Raw genomic sequence first — 23,414 nt, forward strand, 5'->3', positions numbered from 1 at the left:
CGCCTACGCTTGGCGTCGTGACCCCCGCAGAGCTTTCCCAGGCAGTCCAGGCCGCAGTGAGCGCCGCCGTCGAGGCGGGCGAGCTGGCCGTCGCCGTGCCCGAGCACGTGACGGTCGAGCGACCCAAGAACAGGGACCACGGCGACTACGCGACCAACGTGGCCCTCCAGCTCGCGAAGTCGGCCGGCAAGCCGCCGCGAGCCGTGGCCGACCTGGTGGCCGCCCGCCTGCGAGAGCTGCCCGGGGTCGCCAAGGTCGACATCGCCGGGCCGGGCTTCCTGAACATCACGCTCGACGCCGCCACCCAGGGTGCGCTGGCGCGCGGCATCGTCGAGGCGGGCCAGGCCTACGGCCGCAACGAGGCCCTCAAGGGCCTGAAGATCAACCTGGAGTTCGTCTCCGCCAACCCGACCGGCCCGATCCACATCGGCGGCGTCCGCTGGGCGGCCGTCGGCGACTCGCTGGCGCGCGTGCTGCGGGCCTCCGGCGCCGACGTCACCACCGAGTACTACCTGAACGACGCCGGCGTGCAGATCTCCAAGTTCGCCGGCTCGCTGAAGGCCGCCGCCAACGGGCAGCCGGTGCCGGACGACGGCTACGTCGGCGAGTACATCGCGGACATCGCCAAGGCGATCGTGGACGGCGTCCCGGGCGTGCTCGACCTGCCCGAGGACGAGCAGCTCGCGACCTTCCGCACCGAGGGCCTCAAGCTCATGGTGGCCGAGATCCAGCGCTCCATGGAGGAGTTCGGCACCCACTTCGACGTCTGGTTCTCCGAGAAGTCGCTGCACGACTCCGGCGCCGTCGAGAAGGCCATCGACCGGCTGCGCGAGCAGGGCCACGTCTTCGACCGGGACGGCGCGATCTGGCTGCGCACCACCGACTTCGGCGACGACAAGGACCGCGTCCTGGTCAAGGCCGACGGCGAGACCACCTACTTCGCCGCCGACGCCGCGTACTACCTCTCCAAGCGGGACCGCGGCTCCGAGGTCTCGGTCTACATGCTGGGCGCGGACCACCACGGCTACGTCAACCGGCTCAAGGCCATCGCGGCCTGCGCGGGCGACGACATGGACCGCAACATCGAGGTCCGGATCGGCCAGTTCGTGAAGATGCTTCGCGACGGCGAAGAGGTCCGGATGTCCAAGCGGGCCGGCAACATCATCACCATCGACGACGTGGTCGACTGGATCGGCGTGGACGCGGCCCGCTACACCCTGGCGCGCTCCTCCACCGACTCCACCATCACGCTCGACATCAACGTGCTGACCAGCCAGACCAACGAGAACCCGGTCTACTACGTGCAGTACGCGCACACCCGGATGTGCGGCGTGGCGCGCAAGGCCGCCGAGCTCGGCGTCGACAAGGGCGCGGCCGCCGACTTCAAACCCGAGCTGCTCGCCACCCAGTGGGAGAACGACATCCTCGGCGCCCTCGGCGAGTTCCCGCGCGTCCTGGCCACGGCCGGCGAGCTGCGCGAGCCGCACCGGGTCGCGCGCTACCTGGAGGACCTCGCGGGCAAGTACCACCGCCTGTACGAGAACTGCATGTTCCTGCCCAAGGGCGACGAGGAGCTCAACGACACGCACCGGGCCCGGCTCTGGCTGGTCGAGGCCACCCGCACGGTCATGGCCAACGGCCTCACGCTCCTGGGCGTGACGGCGCCCGAGCGGATGTAGCACCACCCCCGAAGCGCACAGCGGGGGCGGCGGACGGTCAACGGGGACCGTCGCCGCCCCTCGCCATAGGTCAAGGACGAGAGACACCGATGAGTCGCTCCGCACACCCCGCAGGTCCCCGCCACGGCGACGTGCTCCCCGAGGGCCACTACCAGGCCCCGCCGGCCGACCTGAACGCGCTCGACCCCAAGGTCTGGTCGGAGACGGTCGCCCGCGGCGCCGACGGCGTCGTCACCGTCGGCGGCATCGACGTCAAGCGGATCGCCGCCGAGTTCGGCACCCCCGCCTACGTCATGGACGAGGCCGACTTCCGCTCCCGGGCGCGCGCCTGGCGGGACGCCTTCGGCGGCGACGCGGACGTCTACTACGCCGGCAAGGCGTTCCTCTCCAAGGCGGTCGTGCGCTGGCTGCACGAGGAGGGGCTGAACCTCGACGTGTGCAGCCCGGGCGAGCTGGCGGTGGCGCTGGCCGCCGGGATGCCCGCCGAGCGGATCGCGCTGCACGGCAACAACAAGTCCGTCCACGAGCTGGAGCAGGCCGTGAAGGCGGGCGTCGGCCACATCGTGGTCGACTCCTACGCGGAGATCGAACGCCTCGCCGCGATCGCGGCCGGCCAGGGCGTGCGCCAGCAGGTGCTGATCCGGGTCACGGTCGGAGTCGAGGCGCACACCCACGAGTTCATCGCCACCGCGCACGAGGACCAGAAGTTCGGCCTCTCGCTGACCGGCGGCGCGGCCGCCGAGGCGGTCCGCCGGGTCCTCGCCCACGGCGCGGCCCTGGAGCTGCGCGGCATCCACTCGCACATCGGCTCGCAGATCTTCGACACCGCCGGCTTCGAGGTGGCCGCCCGCCGGGTGGTCGGCCTGCTGGCGGAGGTCCGCGACGAGCACGGGGTCGAGCTGCCCGAGATCGACCTCGGCGGCGGCCTCGGCATCGCGTACACCAGCGACGACGACCCGCGCGAGCCGGCCGAGATCGCGGCCGCGCTGGCCGACATCGTCCGCCGCGAGTGCGCGGCCGCCGGCCTGCGGGTGCCGCGGCTGTCGGTCGAGCCGGGGCGCGCGGTCGTCGGCCCGACGGCCTTCACGCTGTACGAGGTGGGGACCGTCAAGCCGCTGGAGGGCCTGCGGACGTACGTCAGCGTGGACGGCGGGATGTCCGACAACATCCGGACCGCGCTGTACGACGCCGAGTACTCGGTGGCCCTGGTGTCGCGAACCAGCGACGCGGAGCCGATGCTGGTCCGGGTGGTGGGCAAGCACTGCGAGTCCGGCGACATCGTCGTCCGGGACGCCTTCCTGCCTGCCGACCTCGCCCCGGGCGACCTGATCGCGGTGCCCGCCACCGGCGCCTACTGCCGTTCGATGGCGAGCAACTACAACCACGCCCTGAAGCCTCCGGTGCTGGCCGTCAAGGACGGTGCGGCCCGGGTGATCGTCCGGCGCGAGACGGAGGAGGATCTCCTGCGTCTGGATATCGGATGACGAAATCCTTGTCTCAGATCATGGAACGACCGTAGATCCGTACGGAAAGTCCCGGAGACTGGTACGGACCGAAGCTCCGGCGGGCTCGTGAAATCCCGCCGGAATTACCGAAGCACGATGAATGCAGAGCGGAGTCGGATGATGCGTACGCGGCCGCTGAAGGTGGCGTTGCTGGGCTGTGGTGTGGTGGGCTCCGAGGTGGCGCGCATCATGACGACAGACGCCGCCGACCTCGCCGCGCGCATCGGCGCGCCGGTCGAGCTCGTCGGTGTCGCGGTCCGCCGGGCGGGCCGCCCCCGGCCGGGCGTGCCCGAGCACCTGATCACCACCGATGCCGAGTCCCTGGTAAACCGGGGCGACATCGACGTGGTGATCGAGGTGGTGGGCGGCATCGAGCCGTCCAAACACCTCATCCTGTCGGCGTTCCGGCAGGGCGCCTCGGTGGTCAGCGCCAACAAGGCGCTGCTCGCCAAGGACGGCACCGAGCTGCACGCGGCGGCCGCCGAGGCCGGCGTGGACCTCTACTACGAGGCCGCGGTGGCCGGCGCGATCCCGCTGATCCGCCCGCTGCGCGAGTCGCTGGCCGGCGACCGGGTGAACCGGGTGCTGGGCATCGTCAACGGCACCACCAACTTCATCCTCGACAAGATGGACACCACCGGCGCCGGGTACTCGGAGGCGCTGGAGGAGGCCACCGCGCTCGGCTACGCCGAGGCCGACCCGACCGCCGACGTGGAGGGCTTCGACGCCGCCGCCAAGGCCGCGATCCTGGCCGGCATCGCCTTCCACACCAAGGTGACCGCGGCGGACGTCTACCGCGAGGGCCTGACCGAGGTGACCGCCGCCGACATCGCCTCCGCCAAGCAGATGGGCTGCGTGGTCAAGCTGCTGGCGATCTGCGAGCGGGCGGCCGACGGCGAGTCGGTCACCGCGCGCGTCCACCCGGCGATGATCCCGCTGTCGCACCCGCTGGCGTCCGTCCGCGAGGCGTACAACGCGGTCTTCGTCGAGGCGGAGGCGGCCGGGCGGCTGATGTTCTACGGCCCGGGCGCGGGCGGCGCGCCGACCGCCTCGGCGGTCCTCGGCGACCTGGTCGCGGTCTGCCGCAACAAGCTCGCCGGCGCCACCGGCCCCGGCGACTCGGTGTACACCCGGCTGCCGGCCAAGCCGATGGACGAGGTGATCACCCGCTACCACGTCAGCCTGGACGTGGACGACCGGGCGGGCGTGCTCGCCCAGGTCGCGTCCGTCTTCGCCGAGCACGGGGTCTCCATCGACACCGTGCGCCAGCAGGGCCGCGACGGCGACGCCTCGCTCGTCGTGGTCACCCACCGCGCCACCGACGCCGCCCTGTCGGCGACGGTGGACAAGCTCCGCGCACTGGACAGCGTGCGCGACGTGGCCAGCATCATGCGGGTCGAAGGGGAGTAGGAACAGATGATGAGCGGCGTTGCCGAGAACGCGGCCAGAGGCACCCACACCCACCAGTGGCGAGGCCTGATCGAGGAGTACCGGGACCGTCTGCCGGTCAGCGAGGCGACCCCGGTTGTCACCCTGCTGGAGGGCGGCACCCCGCTGGTCCCCGCCCAGGTGCTCTCCGAGCGCACCGGCTGCGAGGTCTACCTCAAGGTCGAGGGCGCCAACCCGACCGGGTCCTTCAAGGACCGCGGCATGACGATGGCCATCTCCAAGGCGAAGGAGGACGGCGCCCAGGCCGTCATCTGCGCCTCCACCGGCAACACCTCGGCCTCCGCCGCCGCCTACGCGGTGCGGGCCGGGATGGTGTCGGCGGTGCTGGTCCCGCAGGGCAAGATCGCCCTCGGCAAGATGGGCCAGGCGCTGGTGCACGGCGCGAAGATCCTTCAGGTGGACGGGAACTTCGACGACTGCCTCACCCTTGCGCGTGAACTGTCCGAGAAGTACCCGGTTGCCCTGGTCAACTCGGTGAACCCGGTTCGCATCGAGGGCCAGAAGACCGCCGCCTTCGAGATCGTCGACATGCTCGGCGACGCGCCGGACATCCACGTCCTGCCGGTCGGCAACGCGGGCAACATCACCGCGTACTGGAAGGGCTACCGCGAGTACGCGGCGGACGGCATGGCCGCCCGCACCCCGCGGATGTGGGGCTTCCAGGCCTCCGGCTCGGCCCCGATCGTGGACGGCGCGCCGGTGCTCAAGCCGCAGACCATCGCCACCGCGATCCGGATCGGCAACCCGGCCTCCTGGGACTACGCGCTCGCCGCGCGGGACGAGTCGGGCGGCCTGATCGACAAGGTGACCGACCGTCAGATCCTGTCCGCCTACCGGCTGCTGGCATCGCAGGAGGGCGTCTTCGTGGAGCCCGCCTCGGCCGCCTCGGTGGCCGGCCTGCTCGCCAAGGCGGAGGCCGGACTGGTCGACCCGGGCCAGCGGATCGTCTGCACGGTGACCGGCAACGGCCTCAAGGACCCGGACTGGGCGGTGGCCGGCGCGCCGCAGCCGCAGGTGGTCCCGATCGACCCGGAGGCGGCCGCGCGGCGCCTCGGCCTGCTCGACTGATCCGGCCCCGGCCGGACGGGCCCGCCGCCCGTCCGGCCGGGCCGGTCGCACACCGGGCCGACTCTTTCGGGGGTCGGCCCGCTGTCGTTCCCGACTGCCACTTCTGTGTCATTTCAGCGGCGCATTCCGATCCGAATCCGGCATGAATTCCGGCCAGAACCGGCAACACACCAGACCGAAGGCCCACGGGGTGTACCGCTGTGGAACCTCTCTTCGATACTCTGGGTTCGGCCGTGTGGCACATGCCCCGGGTCCGGCCCCGCTTCGGGCCGCACCATCGACTGTGACCGACCGCCCCGGCCGGGGCCCGCAGCCCCCTCCCGCCCTCGCACCGACGCGCTTCGCGCCGCCCGATTTCCCCAGGAGAGTCCACCGCATGGCCGGTCCTGCGTTCCGTGCCGCCGCCGTCCGGGTCCGGGTCCCCGCGACCAGCGCCAACCTCGGCCCCGGCTTCGACGCCTTCGGACTCGCGCTGGGTCTGTACGACGACGTGGTCGTCCGGGTCGCCGACTCCGGGCTCTCCGTCGACATCGCCGGTGAGGGCGCCGACAGCCTGGCCCGCGACGAGCGCCACCTGGTGGTCCGCTCGATGCGCGCCGCCTTCGACCGGCTCGGCGGCCAGCCGCGCGGCCTCGAAGTGGTCTGCGCCAACCGCATACCGCACGGCCGCGGCCTGGGCTCCTCGTCCGCCGCGATCTGTGCGGGCATCGTGGCCGCCCGCGCCGTCACCATCGGCGGCCCGTCCGCCCTGGACGACGACGCCCTGCTCGCGCTCGCCTCCGAGCTGGAGGGGCACCCGGACAACGTCGCGGCCTGTCTGCGCGGCAACTTCACGGTGGCCTGGACCGAGGAGGACACCGCCCGGGCGGTCGCCCTGGAGCCCTCCGACCAGGTCGTCCCGGTGGTCTTCGTACCGGCCACCGAAGTGCTCACCGAGACCGCCCGGGGCCTGCTGCCGAAGACCGTCCCGCTGGCCGACGCCGCCGTCAACGCCGGCCGCGCCGCGCTCCTGGTCGAGGCCCTGACCCGGCGGCCCGAGCTGCTGCTCGCCGCCACCGAGGACCGGATCCACCAGGACTACCGGGCCTCCGCGATGCCGGACAGCGCCGCCCTGGTGGGCGCGCTCCGCGCGGAGGGCGTCCCGGCGGTGATCTCCGGCGCCGGCCCGACCGTGCTCGCGCTCACCGACGAGGCGGGCGTGCAGAAGGTCCTGTCCTTCGCGGAGGACCACGGGGCCGGCGGCCCGGTGTTCGCCGCGCACCGGCTGGAGCTCGACCGGACCGGGGCCACGGTGCTCCCGCTCGACGTCTGAGCACCCGTCCGGAGCGGCCCGCGCCGGTGAGCCGGAGTCGGGCCGTCCGGACACGATTGGCAAGCGCAAGGCTGGGGAATGTCTGAGGGGGTCGGTAGTGTTAACCTCATTGCTGCACCAGGTGCCCTCCGGGGCTAGGTGCGCCGCGTTCCGATCCCAGCACTCCGCACCAGCGGAGTCCCGGCGATATACGGGGCGACGATTCTCCGGGAGCCCACCGCAGCGCGTACGCAGCCTGCCTGCGCGACTTGCGGCCGCATCCCGAAGCCGTGACGGCACCTGACTCCCACCCGCGGCCTCCCACCTTGAGGCCAGGACGGGCGGAGCGCGGGCCACCGTCACGCGACGGGGGCCCGGGATTCGCAGGCAGCGTGGGGATACCTCCCGGCCGAGGCCGGGGTGGGGGTATCTCCCGGCCGAAGGCTGGGGTGGGGGTACCACCCTGCCGAAGGCCGGGGGCGGGTCGGCTATTCGACCGTTCCACCACACCACTCAGCACCACCGTGCTTCACGCACCGCACCTCGCAGCTCTCCCCCGACCGGCACACCGCCATCCGGGGGATCACCGCCTCGGACCGACGCAGACGAGCGTCGGTCAGGACAGCACAACCGGTCGCCGAGCCAGACAGGCCGACGTCCGCTCCAGGGAAGGACCCTTAGTGAGCGACACCACCGATCTGATGGGCGCGCGCCCGGACGCCGAGGCGTCGGACGCAGCCGCCGCCCCCGCGGCCCCGGCGCGGCGCCGTCGTACCGCCGCCGCGGGCCTGGACGGCATGGTCCTGGCCGAGCTGCAGAAGCTCGCCGCGGACCTGGGCATCACCGGTACCGGACGCATGCGCAAGAGCCAGCTGATCGAGACCATCAAGGAGAAGAGCGGCGGCGACCCGCTGCTCGCCGGCGCCGCGTCCGCCCCGGCGGCCGCCCCGGCCGCCAAGCGCGCCGCGAAGGCCGAGACCGCCGAGCCGGCCGAGAAGCCCGCCCGCCGCACCAAGGCCGCCGCCGCCGCGGCCGAGGCCCCCGCCGCCGAGGCGCAGGCCCAGATCGAGATCCCGGTCCAGGCCGCCGCCGAGACCGCCGCCGCGCCCGCCCGGGCCGAGCGGACCCGCCGCCGGGCCACCTCGGCCGCCGGCGCCCCGGTGGCCGAGGCCGCCGAGGCCCCCGCCGCCGTGGTGACCGAGGCCAAGCAGGCCGAGGCCCGCCCCGAGGGCGCCCGCGCCTTCGACAACCGCGAGGAGGGTCGCACCGAGACCCGCCGTGACCGCCGGGACCGCCGCGGCGGCCGCGAGGGCGGCGAGCGCGAGGGCCGCCAGGAGGCCGGCGACGCCCAGGCCGGCCAGGACGGCGACAGCCGCGAGTCGCGCCGCGACCGCCGCAACCGCCGGGACCGCGCCGACCGCCAGACCCAGCAGCAGGGCACCCAGGGCGAGGGCCAGCCGAGCCGCCAGTCCGGTGGCCAGCAGGCCCAGCCGCAGGCGCAGCAGCAGCAGGGCGGCTTCGACGACGACGAGTTCGGCGACGGTCGCCGCGGCCGCCGCGGCCGCTACCGCGACCGCCGTGGCCGTGGCCGCCGCGAGGGCTTCGAGGCCGGTGTGGCCGAGCCGCAGGTCGGCGAGGACGACGTCCTGATCCCCGTCGCGGGCATCCTCGACATCCTCGACAACTACGCGTTCGTGCGCACCTCCGGCTACCTGCCGGGCCAGAACGACGTCTACGTCTCGCTCGCCCAGGTCCGCAAGAACGGCCTGCGCAAGGGTGACGCCATCACCGGCGCGGTGCGCCAGCCGCGCGACGGCGAGCGCCGCGAGAAGTTCAACGCCATGGTGCGGCTGGACTCCGTCAACGGCATGGACCCGGAGAGCGGCCGCGGTCGTCCCGAGTTCAACAAGCTGACCCCGCTGTACCCGCAGGAGCGGCTGCGCCTGGAGACCGACCCGGGCGTCCTGACCACCCGGATCATCGACCTGGTGTCGCCGATCGGCAAGGGCCAGCGCGGTCTGATCGTCGCGCCGCCGAAGACCGGCAAGACCATGGTGCTGCAGGCGGTCGCCAACGCGATCACCCACAACAACCCCGAGTGCCACCTGATGGTCGTCCTGGTCGACGAGCGTCCGGAGGAGGTCACCGACATGCAGCGGTCGGTGAAGGGCGAGGTCATCTCCTCGACCTTCGACCGCCCGGCGGAGGACCACACCACCGTCGCGGAGCTGGCCATCGAGCGCGCCAAGCGCCTGGTGGAGCTGGGCCACGACGTGGTGATCCTGCTGGACTCGATCACCCGCCTCGGCCGCGCCTACAACCTGGCGGCGCCGGCCTCCGGCCGCATCCTGTCCGGTGGTGTCGACTCGACCGCGCTGTACCCGCCGAAGAAGTTCTTCGGTGCCGCGCGCAACATCGAGAACGGCGGCTCGCTGACTATCCTGGCCACCGCGCTGGTCGAGACCGGCTCGCGGATGGACGAGGTGATCTTCGAGGAGTTCAAGGGCACCGGCAACATGGAGCTCAAGCTCGACCGGAAGCTCTCGGACAAGCGCATCTTCCCGGCCGTCGACGTGGACGCCTCCAGCACCCGCAAGGAGGAGATCCTGCTCGGCAGCGAGGAGTTGGCGATCGTCTGGAAGCTGCGCCGGGTGCTGCACGCGCTCGACTCGCAGCAGGCGATCGAGCTGCTGCTGGACAAGATGAAGCAGACCAAGTCCAACGCCGAGTTCCTGATGCAGATCGCCAAGACGACCCCCGGGTCCGGCGACTGACCGTCGCGAGACGGTTCGGCTACACGGAACCCCGGCCCGCGCGAGCGGGCCGGGGTTCGTCGTTTCCGGAGACCCGCGGAGACCCGCCGGAGGCCTGCGGGAGGTTTGGCGGGGAGGGGCGTTCCGGAGGTTTGTTCCAGAGTTGCGACATCCTGGGGCCTTTGGAGCATCTTGTCCGATTTATTCTGAACGGTATGGCCGAGCACAAGAGGGTTCCGAGTCGCCGCCGCAGGATCACGCGTGCGGTCGCGTGCGCACTGGCCGCCCTCGTCATCCTCGGGGCCGGAGCGGCGGGCTACGCGTACCACCGGCTGAACGGGAACATCAAGAGCGTCGACATCGACGCCACGCTGGGCACCTCACGGCCGCCGACGGCCGCCGACGGGTCGTTCAACCTCCTGGTGCTGGGCTCGGATTCGCGAGCCGGCGGCAACGGCGACCTGGCCGGCGGGGACACCGACGGCACCTCCCGCTCGGACACCGCGATGGTCGTGCACGTCAACCAGGACCACTCGCGCGCCGACGTGGTCTCGATCCCCCGCGACACCCTGGTGCCGCGCCCCGCGTGCACCGACGCCGCGGGGAGGGCCACCCCGGCCGCGAAGCGCGCGATGTTCAACAGCGCGTACGAGACCGGCGGCGCGGCGTGCGCGGTCAAGACCGTGGAGCAGCTCAGCGGGCTGCGGATGGACCACTACGTCGAGGTGGACTTCGAGGGCTTCGCCCGGGTCGTGGACGCGATGGGCGGGGTCACCGTGACCACCACGGTGGCCATAAACGACAAGGACAGCGGGCTGGACCTCCAGCCCGGCGAGCACCGCCTCGACGGCCGGCAGGCGCTGGCCTTCGTCCGCACCCGGCACGGCGTCGGCGACGGCAGCGACCTCGGCCGGATCGAGCTGCAGAAGCAGATGGTGCGCTCGCTGCTCAAGCAGGCCGGCGGGATGGGGCTGTTCGCCAACCCGGCCAAGCTCTGGTCGGCGGGCGACACCCTGACCCGCAGCATCACCACCGACTCGGGGCTCGCCTCGGTCAACTCCCTGGTCGGGCTGGCCGAGGAGCTCAAGGGGATAGGGCCGGACCAGCTCACCATGGTGACCCTGCCGGTGGTGACCGCGCCCGGCGACCCGGACCGGGTGGTCCAGCAGCAGCCGCAGGCGGACCAGGTCTGGGCGGCGATGAAGGGCGACCGGCCGCTGCCGTCGGCGGTGGTCGTGGCGCAGCCGGAGAACCCGGCGCAGGCCACCCCCACGGCGCCCGCCAAGGCCCCGGCCCGGGTGGCCCCCGATGCCCCCGCCAAGGTCCCCAGTGCCCCCGCGAAGGTCCCCAGTGCCCCCGCCAAGGTCCCCAGCGCCCCCGCCAAGGCCTCCGGTGTCCCTGCCAAGGCCCCCACCGGGTCGGCCGCGACGACTCCCCCAGGCGCTCCCACGACGGCTCCCACGACGGCTCCCGCCCGGCACTGAGCGCGCCCGCCGGGTACCCCGGCGCGGGCCCGGAATATCCCGGATCGCGCCCCGGTTTGGGAAGAAGCGGCCGGTCCTGGCAGACTGGTCCGTCGGTCCCGGTTCACGTGCGGCATTCCAGCCGCCGACCCGGTGCCCTCCCGAACACTAGGAGAACCCCTTGAAGCCCAACGTTCACCCCGAGTACGTGGTCACCCGTGTGACCTGCACCTGCGGTGCCGAGTTCACCACCCGCTCGACCGAGACCAGTGGCGAGATCCGCGCCGAGGTCTGCTCGCAGTGCCACCCGTTCTACACCGGCAAGCAGAAGATCCTCGACACCGGTGGCCGCGTGGCCCGCTTCGAGGCCCGCTTCGGCAAGCAGCACAGCGCGAAGGCCTAGCGCTCCCTCGGCGCCGGTTCCCGGCGCCCCCGTACTCGTTCCGGGGGCGCTGGGGACCGGCGCCGTTCGCGTCCCCCCGCACCATCCGCGATCCCACCCACCGAATCCCCGGGAAGAAGGCCACCCCATGTTCGAGGCAGTCGAAGAGCTCCTCGTCGAGCACGCCGACCTCGAAACGAGGCTGGCCGACCCGTCCGTCCACGCCGACCAGGCCAACGCGCGCAAGCTGGCCAAGCGGTACGCCGAGCTGACCCCGATCACCCGGGTCTTCCGGGAGTGGAAGCAGGCCGGCGAGGACATCGAGGCCGCCCGCGAACTCGCAGCCGAGGAGCCCGAGTTCCTGGCCGAGGTGAAGGACTCCGAGGCGCGCCGGGACGAGCTGACCGAGGAGCTGCGGCTGCTGCTGGTCCCGCGCGACCCGAGCGACGAGAAGGACGTCATCCTGGAGATCAAGGCGGGCGAGGGCGGCGAGGAGTCCGCGCTGTTCGCCGGCGACCTCCTCCGGATGTACCTGCGCTTCGCCGAGCGGATCGGCTGGAAGACCGAGATCATCGACTCCAACGAGTCCGACCTCGGCGGCTACAAGGACGTCTCCGTCGCCGTCAAGACCAGGGGCGGCACCGAGCCCGGTCAGGGCGTCTGGGCCCGGCTGAAGTACGAGGGCGGCGTGCACCGCGTGCAGCGCGTGCCGGCCACCGAGTCGCAGGGCCGCATCCACACCTCCGCGGCGGGCGTGCTGGTCACCCCCGAGGCGGAGGAGGTCGAGGTCGAGATCGTCGCCAACGACCTGCGGATCGACGTCTACCGTTCGTCCGGCCCCGGCGGCCAGTCGGTCAACACCACCGACTCCGCGGTCCGGATCACCCACCTGCCGACCGGTATCGTGGCCTCCTGCCAGAACGAGAAGAGCCAGCTGCAGAACAAGGAGCAGGCGATGCGCATCCTGCGTTCGCGGCTGCTGGCCGCCGCGCAGGAGGAGGCCGAGCGGGAGGCCTCCGACGCCCGCCGCAGCCAGGTCCGCACGGTGGACCGCTCCGAGCGGATCCGGACGTACAACTACCCGGAGAACCGCATCTCGGACCACCGCACGGGCTTCAAGTCGTACAACCTGGACCAGGTCCTGGACGGCGACCTGAACGCGGTGATCCAGTCCTGCGTCGACGCGGACGCGGCGGCCAAGCTGGCCGCGGCCCACCAGAACTGAGACCGGCGGCAGCGAGACCGACGTCGAGGCCGGAGAGCGGAAGCAAGAGGTCGTACGGATGAACCTGCTACTCGCCGAGGTGGCCCAGGCCACCCAGCGGTTGGCCGCGGCCGGCGTGCCGTCGCCGCGCTTCGACGCGGAGGAGCTCGCCGCACACGTCCACAACGTCAAGCGCAGCCAGCTGCACACGGTCAAGGACGCGGACTTCGACGCCCGCTACTGGGAGGCCGTCTCCCGGCGGGAGGCGCGCGAGCCGCTCCAGCACATCACCGGGCGGGCGTTCTTCCGTTACCTGGAGCTGGCGGTCGGCCCCGGCGTCTTCGTGCCCCGGCCGGAGACCGAGTCGGTGGTCGAGTGGGCCATAGACGCGGTCCGCGACATGGACGTCGCCGAGCCGCTCGTGGTCGACCTCTGCTCGGGCTCCGGCGCCATCGCGCTGGCCCTGGCCCAGGAACTGCCGCGCTCCACCGTGCACGCCTTCGAGCTCGACGAGGGCGCGCTGCCGTACACCCGGCGCAACATCGAGGCCTCGCCCGACCGCGCCCGGATCAGCCTGCACGAGGGCGACGCCACCAGGGCCTTCGAGGACGACCGCGCCTGGGACGGCCGCTTCGACCTGGTCATCTCCAACCCGCCGTACATCCCGCTCACCGAGTGGGAGTACGTCGCCCCGGAGGCCCGCGACCACGACCCGCAGATGTCGCTGTTCTCCGGCGAGGACGGCCTGGACACCATCCGGGGCATCCAGCGGGTCGCGGCCCGGCTGCTGCGCCCGGGCGGCGCCGTGGTGATCGAGCACGCCGACACCCAGGGCGGACAGGTCCCGTGGATCTTCAACGAGGAAGCCGGCTGGACCGACACCGCCGACCACCGCGACCTGAACAACCGGCCGCGATTCACCACGGCGCGCAAGGCGTCGCTGTGACCGCGCCCGTCCACGTGATGCCTTGTCTCGGAAGGGGACCGCACCGATGAGCCGCCGCTACGACTGTGCCGACGCAGGGGACCGCGCGACGGGCCTGCGCGAGGCCGCCTCGGCCATCCGCCGGGGCGAACTCGTCGTGCTGCCCACCGACACCCTCTACGGGGTCGGTGCGGACGCCTTCTCCCCGGAGGCCGTCGCCGCCCTGCTCGCCGCCAAGGGCCGCGGCCGCAACATGCCCTCGCCGGTGCTGGTCGGCTCGCCGACCACCCTGCACGGGCTGGTCACCGACTTCTCCGAGCAGGCCTGGGAGCTGGTCGACGCGTTCTGGCCGGGCGGGCTCACCCTGGTCGCCAAGCACCAGCCGTCGCTGCGCTGGGACCTCGGCGAGACCCGGGGCACCGTCGCCGTCCGGATGCCGCTGCACCCGGTCGCGATCGAGCTGCTGAACGCCACCGGCCCGCTCGCCGTCTCCAGCGCCAACCGGACCGGCGGCCCGTCCCCGTCCACCTGCGACGAGGCCGAGCAGCAGCTCGGCGACGCCATCTCGGTGTACCTGGACGGCGGCACGGCCGACCACGCGCAGGCGTCGTCGATCGTCGACGTCACCGGCAAGGTCCCGGTGCTGCTGCGGGCCGGCGCGATCACCGCCGAGCAGCTGAGGGAGGTCGTCCCCGACCTGGAGGCCGGCAGTTGACGGCCGCCTCCCTCCATGCCGGGCCCGGCATATCGCCGTACCTGAGCGTGGGCCCCAGGCCGCTGGACCACTTCCGGATCCTGTACGTGTGCACCGGCAACATCTGCCGCTCGCCGATCGCCGAGCGGCTCACCCGGCGTGAGCTGGACACCCGGCTCAACCCCCGGGTGGCCGGCCGCATCCTGGTCGAGTCGGCCGGCACCTGGGGCCACGAGGGCGCACCGATGGAGGACCACGCCGCCACGGTGCTGGACGAGTACGGCGCCGACAGCGGCGGCTTCACCGGCCGCGAGCTGCTGGACGAACACGTGGTCGAGGCCGACCTGGTGCTCACCGCGACCCTGGACCACCGGGCCCAGGTCATCTCGATGGGCCACGAGGCCGGTCTGCGCACCTTCACCATGAAGGAGTTCACCCGCCTGGTCCGGACGATCGACCCGGGCACCCTCCCGGACCCGCGGCGCGGCGCCGACGTCACCGAGCGCGCCCGCGCCCTGGTCCGGGCCGCCGCCTCGCTGCGCGGCTGGCTGCTCGCCGCGAACCCGGAGTCGGACGAGGTGCACGACCCGTACGGCGCGCCGATCGGCATGTTCCGCAACTGCGGCGAGGAGATATTCCACGCCGTCGACCCGGTGGTGACCGCGCTCACCGGGGTCCCCGCGCGCTTCTGAGCGGAGCCGCCCGCGCAGGGCGTGACGCCCCCGGCCGTGTCGACCGCACGCCCGGGCGGGTGCACCCCGGCCCGCGCCGCCGTGCCGCTCCGGGGGGCCGGTCCTACGCTGGAGGAACCCTCACCCTCTCCCGGTCTCCGGCCGGGAGGCGCCCCCATGCAGCCCGGGAGCCCCGCCATGACCGTCACCGATGCCGCGACCGGCTCCACCGACACGACGGGGCGCCGGTGGGCGTCCGAGGCCCCCGACGAGGCCCTCCTCCGGGCCGACCCGCAGCTCGCCGACCTGCTGGCCGCCGAGGCCGAGCGGAGGGCCGAGACGATCCAGCTGCTGGCGGGGGAGAACCTGACCAGTCCGGCGGTGCTGGCCGCGCTCACCGGGCCGCTGATCGACAAGTACGCCGAGGGCTACCCGGGCCGGCGCCACCACACCGGTTGCGCGCTGGCCGACGCCGCCGAGCTGCTGGCCGTCGACCGGGCCCGCGCGCTGTTCGCGGCCCCGCACGCCAACGTGCAGCCGCGCTCGGCCACCTCGGCCGTGCTGGCGGCCTACGCGGCACTGCTGCGGCCCGGGGACACGGTGCTGGCGATGTCGCTGGAGCACGGCGGCCACCTCAGCTGCGGCTCACGGTCCAACTTCTCCGGCCGGTGGTTCGAGTTCGTCGGCTACGGGGTGCACCGCGAGGACGGGCTGGTCGACCTCGACCAGGTCCGCGAGCTGGCCCGCCGGCACCGTCCCAAGGCCATCATGGCCGGCTCCATCTCGCACCCCCGGCACCCGGACTGGGCCGCCTTCCGGGAGATCGCCGACGAGGTGGACGCCTACCTGGTCGCCACCGTCGCGCAGACCACCGGCCTGATCGCGGCCGGCCTGGCGCCCTCCCCGGTGCCGTACGCGGACGTCACCGTGGCCGCGACCCACAAGCTGCTCCGCGGCCCGCGCGGCGGCCTGCTGCTCTGCACCGCCGAGCTGGCCGAACGGATCGACCGGGCGGTCTTCCCGTTCAGCCAGGGCGGCGCCGCGATGAACGAGGTGGCCGGCAAGGCCGTCGCGCTGGCCGAGGCCGCCACCCCCGCGTACCGCGCCTACGCCCACCGCACCGTGGCGGGGGCGCGGGTGCTCGCGGCGGGGCTCGAAGCGGCCGGGGCGCGCCCGCTGACCGGCGGGACCGACACCCACCTGGTGACCGCCGACGTCGGCCCGCTCGGGGTGAGCGGCGCCGAGGCGGAGCGCCGCTGCGCCGCCGCCGGGCTGCTGCTCGGCAAGTGCGCGCTCCCGTACGACCCCGCACCGCCGTCCGAGGCCTCCGGCATCCGGCTGGGAACCGGCACGGTGACCTCGCAGGGCATGGGCGAGAGCGAGCTGACGGAGATCGCCGGGCTGATCGGACGGCTGCTCGCCGGGGGTACGGACGTCCGGGTGGGGGAGCGCGTCCGGGAGCTCGCGGGGGCCTTCGCGGGCCGCCGTTGACCGGCTATCCGGTTCTCCTACCCGGTAGGGCGAACCGCGATGCACACCCCCGGCGTCCGACTCAATAAGGTGTGTGCTGTGGCGACGCACCTCGAACCCCGGACAGGCACGGGAGTACCTTCGGTACCCACCCGTCGGACAGTGCAGCAGGAGGCCAGTGGTGCGTGAGTATCTGCTGGTGCTGTTCTGCACCGCGGCCGTCACCTACCTGCTGACCGGCCCGGTCCGGAAGTTCGCCATCGCGGCGGGGGCGATGCCCCCGGTCCGCGCCCGTGACGTGCACCGCGAACCCACCCCCCGGCTCGGCGGCATCGCCATGTTCGGCGGTCTCTGCGCCGGCATCCTGGTCGCCTCCCAACTGGACAACCTGAGCAAGGTGTTCTCCCAGGGCACCGACATCCGCGCGCTGCTCTCCGGCGCCGGGATCATGTGGCTGCTCGGCGTGCTGGACGACAAGTGGGGCGTGGACGCCCTGGTGAAGCTCGGCGGCCAGATGATCGCCGCCGGCGTGATGGTCTGGCAGGGCGTCACGGTGATCACCCTGCCGGTGCCCGGCGTCGGCCCGGTCGCGGTCAGCCCCACCCAGGGCATGGTCATCTCGGTCACCCTGGTCGTCGTCATGGTCAACGCGGTGAACTTCATCGACGGCCTCGACGGCCTGGCCGCCGGCATGGTCTGCATCGCCGCGATGGCCTTCTTCCTGTACTCCTACCGGCTCTGGTACGGCTACACGATCAGCGACGCCGCCCCCGCAGTGCTGTTCAGCGTGCTGCTGATCGGCATGTGCGTGGGCTTCCTGGTGCACAACCTGCACCCGGCCCGGATCTTCATGGGCGACTCCGGCTCGATGATGCTCGGCCTGATGCTGGCCGTCGCCGCCATCTCCATCACCGGCCGCGTCGACCCCGACCTGATCACCAGCGAGACCGGTTCGCAGACCGCCACCGTGCACGCCCTGGTGCCGATCTACATCCCGCTGCTGCTGCCGCTGACGGTCATCGCGCTGCCGCTGGCGGACCTGCTGCTCGCGGTGGTCCGCCGCACCTGGGCGGGCCAGTCCCCGTTCGCCGCCGACAAGCGGCACCTGCACCACCGACTGCTCCAGGTCGGCCACTCGCACAGCCGCGCCGTACTGATCATGTACTTCTGGGCCGCGCTGATCGCCTTCGGGACCGTCGCCTTCTCGGTCACCAACACCGGCCGCACCGTCGTGCTGACGCTGGCCGGGCTCTGCCTGGTCGGCCTGGTCGTGCTGCTCACCCCGCGGTTCCGGCCGCGGGCCCCGCGCGCGGTGCAGGCCTTCGTCCCGCCGCGCTACCGCCGCCGTCCCGCGGCCCGCAGGGCCGCCGCGGTCGCGGAGCGTGAGGAGCAGGGCGAGGTCCTGACCGCCGCGTCCGCCTCGGACCCGGCCTCCGAGCCGATGGCCGAGCTGTCCGCCGAGGACAAGCGACTGCTCGGGGGGGTGACGAAGGGGTCCTCCGCGATCGGCGGCCGTGGTCACGGCAACGGCCGCGGCAGGTAGGGGGAGTGACGCGCTGTCAAGTGGACTCACTCGTTCGGCGGCACTGCTGGGCCATCGGTGTGACAGGTGCCACACATTCATGGTAAAGCTCTCATCAAATAGTTTGTGATACCGTTCACGAGTACCGAGAACACGCCGAAAGACCTCACAGGTGGATGACTTCCGTCCCTGGCCGGTCTCCCTCGACGGACTCGCCGCAGAGCGGCCGGTCCACGGCGGTCCCGGTCCGGTGTCACCACCACGTTCTGTGCCCGTCCCCCCGCCACATCGACATGCCGCCGGAGTTGCCGACATGCCGTCCAACGACGCCCGGATCCTCCGAGGCGCCGCGATCCCCACTGCGGTCGCCGGAGTCATCGCCATGGCGATCTCCTTTGCAGTCGCGGGTGGCAAGGGGCTGCTCGGCGCCCTCTTCGGAACGCTGCTGGTGATGGCCTTCTTCACGTCCGGCCAGGTCGCGCTCGACCGGCTGACCAGGTCGAACCCGCACATCATGATGGCCGCGGCGCTCCTGGTGTACACGACGCAGATCCTGCTGGTCGGCATCGTGCTGGCCGTGTTCAAGGACACCGAACTCTTCAATCGACAGGCCTTCGCCTTCACGCTGCTGGGCTGCGCACTCATCTGGACGGGGTTCCAGGTGCGCGGCGCGCTGAAGGCCAAGATGTTCTACGTCGACCCCAACGCCTCTGAAAACAAGGGCGACAAGCCGTCCGACAAGGGGCGTCAACAGTGACGACGCCCCACTGTCCCCCCAACGAGGGGGGCGGTGTTTATGCCGCGCTGACGGACTGCTATCGTCCGTCGCAACAACGGAGTACGGGAAGAGGCCAGGTCTGTCCGCACGGCGGACCGATCGCCCCCCGGATCCGCGCAGTCTTCGATGATCCCGCGGTGGTGCAGCGCACCGCCGGGCGGGGTCGGCGAGAAACCCATCAAGTTCCAGTGCCGCTCCGTGGTCGCAGGCCACGCCGACACACCGAGGTTGCCGTAACCATGCGTCACGACGAAGGAGTCCGTGGTGAGTGCTGAACTCACGTCCCTCGCCTCAGGCAGTTGCCACTTCGGGGACGCTGGCTGCGGCTTCCCGGCCCCGGGTCTGAACGAGTTCCAGTTCGAGCCGATTTTCACGATCGGCAGCTTCGAGTTCAACAAGCCGATGCTGCTGTCGATGATCGTCGCGGTGCTGGTCGTCCTGTTCTTCTGGGCCGCCTTCGCGAAGCCGCGGCTCGTCCCCGGCAAGCTGCAGCTGGTCGGTGAGATCGGCTACGACTTCGTCAAGCGCTCCATCGTTCTGGAGACGATCGGCAAGAAGGGCGAGAAGTACGTCCCGATGCTCGTCTCGATGTTCTTCTTCATCTGGTTGATGAACATCATGTCGATCATCCCGTTCGCCCAGTTCCCGGTGACCGCGGCGATCGCCTTCCCGGCCGGCCTCGCAGCCGTCGTGTGGATCACCTACATGACGCTGACCTTCAAGAAGCACGGCTTCGTGGGCGGCTTCAAGAACCTCTGCTGGCCGTCGGGCATCCCCGGCTGGGTCATGTTCATCCTGGTGCCGATCGAGTTCTTCTCGAACATCTTCGTGCGCCCCTTCACGCTCGCGGTCCGAGCCTTCGCGAACATGTTCGCCGGCCACCTGCTGATCGTGATGTTCTCCATCGCCTCCTGGTACCTGCTCAGCCCGACCCTGGGCGCGCTGTACGGCACGGCGTCCTTCGTCGTGACCATCGCGCTGACCGCCTTCGAGCTGCTGGTCCAGTTCCTGCAGGCCTACATCTTCGTGATGCTGGCCAGCAGCTACATCGCCGGTGCCCTCGAAGAGGCGCACTGAGCCTGGGGCTCCCCGGCCCCACCCCCGAACCACACCTCCCGGAATGCCCGGTGGCCAATCACCACCGGTTCACCACCCCTGCAAAGGACAACTGCAATGAGCTTCCTCGCTGAGGGCACTGTCTACGGTTCCGTCGCCTCGATCGGCTACGGCCTCGCCGCCATCGGCCCCGGCATCGGCGTCGGTCTGATCTTCGGTAACGGTGTCCAGGCCATGGCCCGCCAGCCCGAGGCTGCCGGTCTCATCCGCGCCAACATGTTCATCGGCTTCGCGCTCACCGAGGCCCTCGCTCTGATCGGCATCGTCATGCCGTTCGTCTTCGGCAACAAGTAATCCCGCCGTAGACCCATTCGAGGAAGGTCCAGATATGAGCATCGCGGCTCAGATCGCGCAGGAGGAGGAGATCATGAATCCTCTTCTCCCCGCGTGGCCCGAGGTCATCATCGGCCTGATCTGCTTCTTCATCGTCTTCGGTCTGCTCGGCAAGAAGCTCCTCCCCAGCATCGAGAAGGTGCTGTCGGAGCGCCGGGACGCCATCGAGGGCGGCATGGAGCGCGCCGAGGCCGCTCAGGCCGAGGCCCAGGCCCTGCTTGAGCAGTACCGCGCCGAGCTCGCCGACGCGCGTCACGAGGCTGCCCGCATCGTCGAGCAGGCTCGCGAGCAGGGCGCTGCCCAGCTCACCGAGATGCGCGAGGAGGGCCAGCGCCAGCGCGAGGCCATCGTCGCCGCCGGCCACGCCCAGATCGAGGCCGACAAGAAGCAGGCGACCGCCGCCCTGCGCCAGGACGTGGGCTCGCTGGCCTCCCAGCTGGCGTCCCGCATCGTGGGTGAGTCCCTTGAGGACCACGCGCGGCAGAGCGGTGTCATCGACCGCTTCCTGGACGAGCTGGAGGCCAAGGCCGCCGTTGCTCAGGGCGCGGCCAAGTGATCGGCGCCAGCCGCGAGGCCCTCGCCGCCGGGCGGCAGAACCTGGAGAGCCTGACCGACTCCACCTCGGTGGACGCGGTCAAGCTCGCCGAGGAGCTCACCGCCGTCACGGCCCTGCTGGACCGTGAGGTGTCGCTCCGCCGCGTGCTGACCGACCCGTCCCGGTCGGGTCAGGACAAGGCGCAGCTGGTCTCCTCGCTGCTGTCCGGCCAGGTCTCCGGCGAGACGGTCGACCTGGTCTCCGGCCTGGTCCGCTCCCGCTGGTCGGGTGCGCGCGACCTGGTCGACTCGGTCGAGGAGCTGTCCTCGTACGCCGAGGTCATCGCCGCCGAGAAGGCCGGTGTCCTGGACGACGTCGAGGACGAGCTGTTCCGGTTCGGCCGGGTGGTGAGCGGCTCGCACGAGCTGCGCTCCGCGCTGACCGAGCCGAAGGCCGGTGCCGCCGCCAAGGCGGAGCTGATCAAGAAGCTGCTCGGCGGCCGCGCCAACGCGGGCACCGTCCGGCTGGTCACCAGCCTGGTCAACACCCCGCGTGGACGTAGCCTGGAGCAGGGCCTGGAGTCCTACTCGAAGCTCGCCGCCACGCGGCGCGGCCGGGTGGTGGCCCTGGTCACCACCGCGGTGCCGCTGTCGGACAGCCAGAAGGAGCGCCTGTCGGGTGCTCTCGGCCGGCTGTACGGCCGCCAGGTCCACCTGAACATCGACGTCGACCCCGAGGTCGTCGGCGGTGTCCGGGTGCAGATCGGTGACGAGATCATCGAGGGCACCGTGTCGAGCCGCCTTGAGGGCGCTCGCCAGTCGCTCGAAGGCTGAACCCCACCAAAAGCAGCACATCCGACCCTCGGTCGGGAACCGGCTCCACCGGAGTCGGCAAATCGTACGGCCGGTTCATACGACCCGGCCGAGAGTCGAGTACTTGCGGCCCTCAATGGCGGGCCGAGGATCGCAAACTAGGAGAGCAGGGAAGCCTGATGGCGGAGCTTACGATCCGTCCGGAGGAGATCCGGGACGCGCTGGCCGACTTTGTCCAGTCGTACCAGCCGGACGCCGCCTCTGTGGAAGAGGTCGGCACGGTCACTGACGCAGCGGACGGTATCGCCCATGTCGAGGGCCTGCCCTCGGTCATGGCCAACGAGCTGCTGAAGTTCGAGGACGGCACGCTCGGCCTCGCGCTGAACCTCGACACCCGCGAGATCGGTGTCGTCATCCTCGGTGAGTTCGGCGGCATCGAGGAGGGTCAGACGGTGCGCCGCACCGGCGAGGTCCTCTCCGTGCCGGTCGGCGACGGCTACCTCGGCCGCGTCGTGGACCCGCTGGGCAACCCGATCGACGGTCTGGGCGACATCGCCTCCACCGGTCGCCGCGCCCTGGAGCTGCAGGCCCCGGGCGTCATGGCCCGCAAGTCGGTCAAGCAGCCGCTGCAGACCGGCATCAAGGCCATCGACGCGATGACCCCGATCGGCCGCGGCCAGCGCCAGCTGATCATCGGCGACCGCCAGACCGGCAAGACCGCGGTGGCCGTCGACACGATCATCAACCAGCGCGACAACTGGCGCTCGGGCGACCCGGAGAAGCAGGTCCGCTGCATCTACGTCGCCGTGGGCCAGAAGGGCTCCACCATCGCGTCCGTCCGCGGCGCCCTGGAGGAGGCCGGCGCGCTGGAGTACACCACCATCGTGGCCGCTCCCGCCTCCGACCCGGCCGGCTTCAAGTACCTCGCTCCGTACACCGGCTCCGCCATCGGCCAGGAGTGGATGTACGACGGCAAGCACGTCCTGATCATCTTCGACGACCTGTCGAAGCAGGCCGAGGCCTACCGTTCCGTCTCCCTGCTGCTGCGCCGCCCGCCGGGCCGCGAGGCGTACCCGGGCGACGTCTTCTACCTGCACTCCCGCCTGCTGGAGCGCTGCGCGAAGCTGAACGACGAGCTGGGCGGCGGCTCGATGACCGGTCTCCCGATCATCGAGACCAAGGCCAACGACGTGTCGGCGTACATCCCGACCAACGTCATCTCGATCACCGACGGCCAGTGCTTCCTGGAGTCCGACCTGTTCAACGCCGGCATCCGCCCGGCCGTGAACGTCGGTATCTCGGTCTCCCGCGTCGGTGGCTCCGCCCAGATCAAGGCCATGCGCTCGGTCGCCGGCCGTCTGCGCCTGGACCTCGCCCAGTACCGTGAGCTGGAGGCCTTCGCCGGCTTCGGCTCCGACCTGGACGCGGCCTCCAAGGCCCAGCTGGAGCGCGGTGCGCGCATGGTCGAGCTGCTGAAGCAGGGCCAGTACCAGCCGTTCCCGGTCGAGGAGCAGGTCGTCTCCATCTGGGCCGGCACCACCGGCAAGCTGGACGACGTCCCGGTCGCCGAGATCCGCCGCTTCGAGCGCGAGTTCCTGGACCACGTGCGCCTGCAGCACAAGGACCTGCTCGCGGGCATCGTCGAGACCGGCCTGCTCGCCGACGGCACCGTCGACGCGCTGACCGCCGCGATCGGCGAGTTCAAGCAGGGTTACCAGACCGCTGACGGCAAGCTGCTCTCCGAGCAGGCCTGAGTCCGGTAGC

The 23,414-nt window shown here is 71.7% G+C and carries 20 protein-coding genes; all 20 read left to right on the plus strand.

The features are described from left to right. The first annotated feature begins 17 nt into the window (after positions 1 to 17). The gene (argS, locus tag AC067J_RS13685) at positions 18 to 1,679 is read left to right on the plus strand and encodes an arginine--tRNA ligase (protein ID WP_478298706.1); all 1,662 of its coding nucleotides are present in this window, start codon (positions 18 to 20) and stop codon (positions 1,677 to 1,679) included. An 89-nt stretch (positions 1,680 to 1,768) separates the two neighbouring features. Then, positions 1,769 to 3,163, plus strand: coding sequence for a diaminopimelate decarboxylase (gene lysA / locus AC067J_RS13690; RefSeq protein WP_478298707.1), 1,395 nt, complete (start codon positions 1,769 to 1,771; stop codon positions 3,161 to 3,163). 138 nt (positions 3,164 to 3,301) lie between these two features. Beyond that, positions 3,302 to 4,594: a homoserine dehydrogenase gene (locus tag AC067J_RS13695; protein WP_478298709.1), complete on the plus strand. Its 1,293-nt coding sequence runs from the start codon at positions 3,302 to 3,304 to the stop codon at positions 4,592 to 4,594. 9 nt (positions 4,595 to 4,603) lie between these two features. Continuing rightward, positions 4,604 to 5,701 carry a threonine synthase gene (gene thrC, locus AC067J_RS13700; protein ID WP_478298974.1) on the plus strand — a complete coding sequence of 366 codons (1,098 nt, stop codon included), beginning with the start codon at positions 4,604 to 4,606 and terminating at the stop codon, positions 5,699 to 5,701. 376 nt (positions 5,702 to 6,077) lie between these two features. After that, the gene (gene thrB / locus AC067J_RS13705) at positions 6,078 to 7,013 is read left to right on the plus strand and encodes a homoserine kinase (protein WP_478298711.1); all 936 of its coding nucleotides are present in this window, start codon (positions 6,078 to 6,080) and stop codon (positions 7,011 to 7,013) included. A gap of 659 nt (positions 7,014 to 7,672) precedes the next feature. After that, complete coding sequence (gene rho / locus AC067J_RS13710) at positions 7,673 to 9,766, plus strand: transcription termination factor Rho (RefSeq protein ID WP_478298712.1); 2,094 nt, start codon at positions 7,673 to 7,675, stop codon at positions 9,764 to 9,766. Positions 9,767 to 9,960: 194 nt separating this feature from the next. Beyond that, positions 9,961 to 11,229 (plus strand): LCP family protein, encoded by a 1,269-nt coding sequence (locus tag AC067J_RS13715; RefSeq protein ID WP_478298714.1) that lies wholly within the window; start codon positions 9,961 to 9,963, stop codon positions 11,227 to 11,229. Positions 11,230 to 11,389: 160 nt separating this feature from the next. Further along, the gene (gene rpmE, locus AC067J_RS13720) at positions 11,390 to 11,611 is read left to right on the plus strand and encodes a 50S ribosomal protein L31 (RefSeq protein WP_030057539.1); all 222 of its coding nucleotides are present in this window, start codon (positions 11,390 to 11,392) and stop codon (positions 11,609 to 11,611) included. A 127-nt stretch (positions 11,612 to 11,738) separates the two neighbouring features. Next, a complete protein-coding gene (gene prfA, locus AC067J_RS13725; protein WP_478298717.1) occupies positions 11,739 to 12,815 on the plus strand; it encodes a peptide chain release factor 1 in 1,077 nt (358 codons plus the stop codon). Between the two features lie 58 nt (positions 12,816 to 12,873). Continuing rightward, complete coding sequence (gene prmC / locus AC067J_RS13730; protein WP_478298719.1) at positions 12,874 to 13,740, plus strand: peptide chain release factor N(5)-glutamine methyltransferase; 867 nt, start codon at positions 12,874 to 12,876, stop codon at positions 13,738 to 13,740. 46 nt (positions 13,741 to 13,786) lie between these two features. Beyond that, positions 13,787 to 14,434 carry an L-threonylcarbamoyladenylate synthase gene (locus AC067J_RS13735; RefSeq protein ID WP_478298720.1) on the plus strand — a complete coding sequence of 216 codons (648 nt, stop codon included), beginning with the start codon at positions 13,787 to 13,789 and terminating at the stop codon, positions 14,432 to 14,434. A gap of 29 nt (positions 14,435 to 14,463) precedes the next feature. Next, entirely contained in the window at positions 14,464 to 15,105 is a 642-nt protein-coding gene (locus AC067J_RS13740) for an arsenate reductase/protein-tyrosine-phosphatase family protein (RefSeq protein WP_478298976.1), read from the plus strand. A 177-nt stretch (positions 15,106 to 15,282) separates the two neighbouring features. Continuing rightward, on the plus strand, positions 15,283 to 16,575 hold the full coding sequence (locus AC067J_RS13745; protein ID WP_478298721.1) for a serine hydroxymethyltransferase: 1,293 nt from the start codon (positions 15,283 to 15,285) through the stop codon (positions 16,573 to 16,575). 160 nt (positions 16,576 to 16,735) lie between these two features. Continuing rightward, positions 16,736 to 18,097 (plus strand): MraY family glycosyltransferase, encoded by a 1,362-nt coding sequence (locus AC067J_RS13750; RefSeq protein WP_478298723.1) that lies wholly within the window; start codon positions 16,736 to 16,738, stop codon positions 18,095 to 18,097. Between the two features lie 292 nt (positions 18,098 to 18,389). Further along, positions 18,390 to 18,833 (plus strand): hypothetical protein, encoded by a 444-nt coding sequence (locus tag AC067J_RS13755; protein ID WP_478298725.1) that lies wholly within the window; start codon positions 18,390 to 18,392, stop codon positions 18,831 to 18,833. Positions 18,834 to 19,118: 285 nt separating this feature from the next. Continuing rightward, a complete protein-coding gene (atpB, locus tag AC067J_RS13760; protein WP_478298727.1) occupies positions 19,119 to 19,931 on the plus strand; it encodes a F0F1 ATP synthase subunit A in 813 nt (270 codons plus the stop codon). Between the two features lie 96 nt (positions 19,932 to 20,027). Further along, positions 20,028 to 20,264, plus strand: coding sequence for an ATP synthase F0 subunit C (atpE, locus tag AC067J_RS13765; protein WP_329883017.1), 237 nt, complete (start codon positions 20,028 to 20,030; stop codon positions 20,262 to 20,264). A 34-nt stretch (positions 20,265 to 20,298) separates the two neighbouring features. Further along, on the plus strand, positions 20,299 to 20,859 hold the full coding sequence (locus AC067J_RS13770; protein ID WP_478298729.1) for a F0F1 ATP synthase subunit B: 561 nt from the start codon (positions 20,299 to 20,301) through the stop codon (positions 20,857 to 20,859). Then, entirely contained in the window at positions 20,856 to 21,671 is an 816-nt protein-coding gene (locus AC067J_RS13775) for a F0F1 ATP synthase subunit delta (protein ID WP_478298731.1), read from the plus strand. The genes AC067J_RS13770 and AC067J_RS13775 overlap by 4 nt, the downstream gene beginning before the upstream one ends. 158 nt (positions 21,672 to 21,829) lie before the next feature. Further along, positions 21,830 to 23,404: a F0F1 ATP synthase subunit alpha gene (atpA, locus tag AC067J_RS13780; protein ID WP_478298733.1), complete on the plus strand. Its 1,575-nt coding sequence runs from the start codon at positions 21,830 to 21,832 to the stop codon at positions 23,402 to 23,404. The last annotated feature ends 10 nt before the right edge of the window (positions 23,405 to 23,414 follow it).

This window comes from Kitasatospora sp. NPDC042419 (assembly GCF_056437345.1).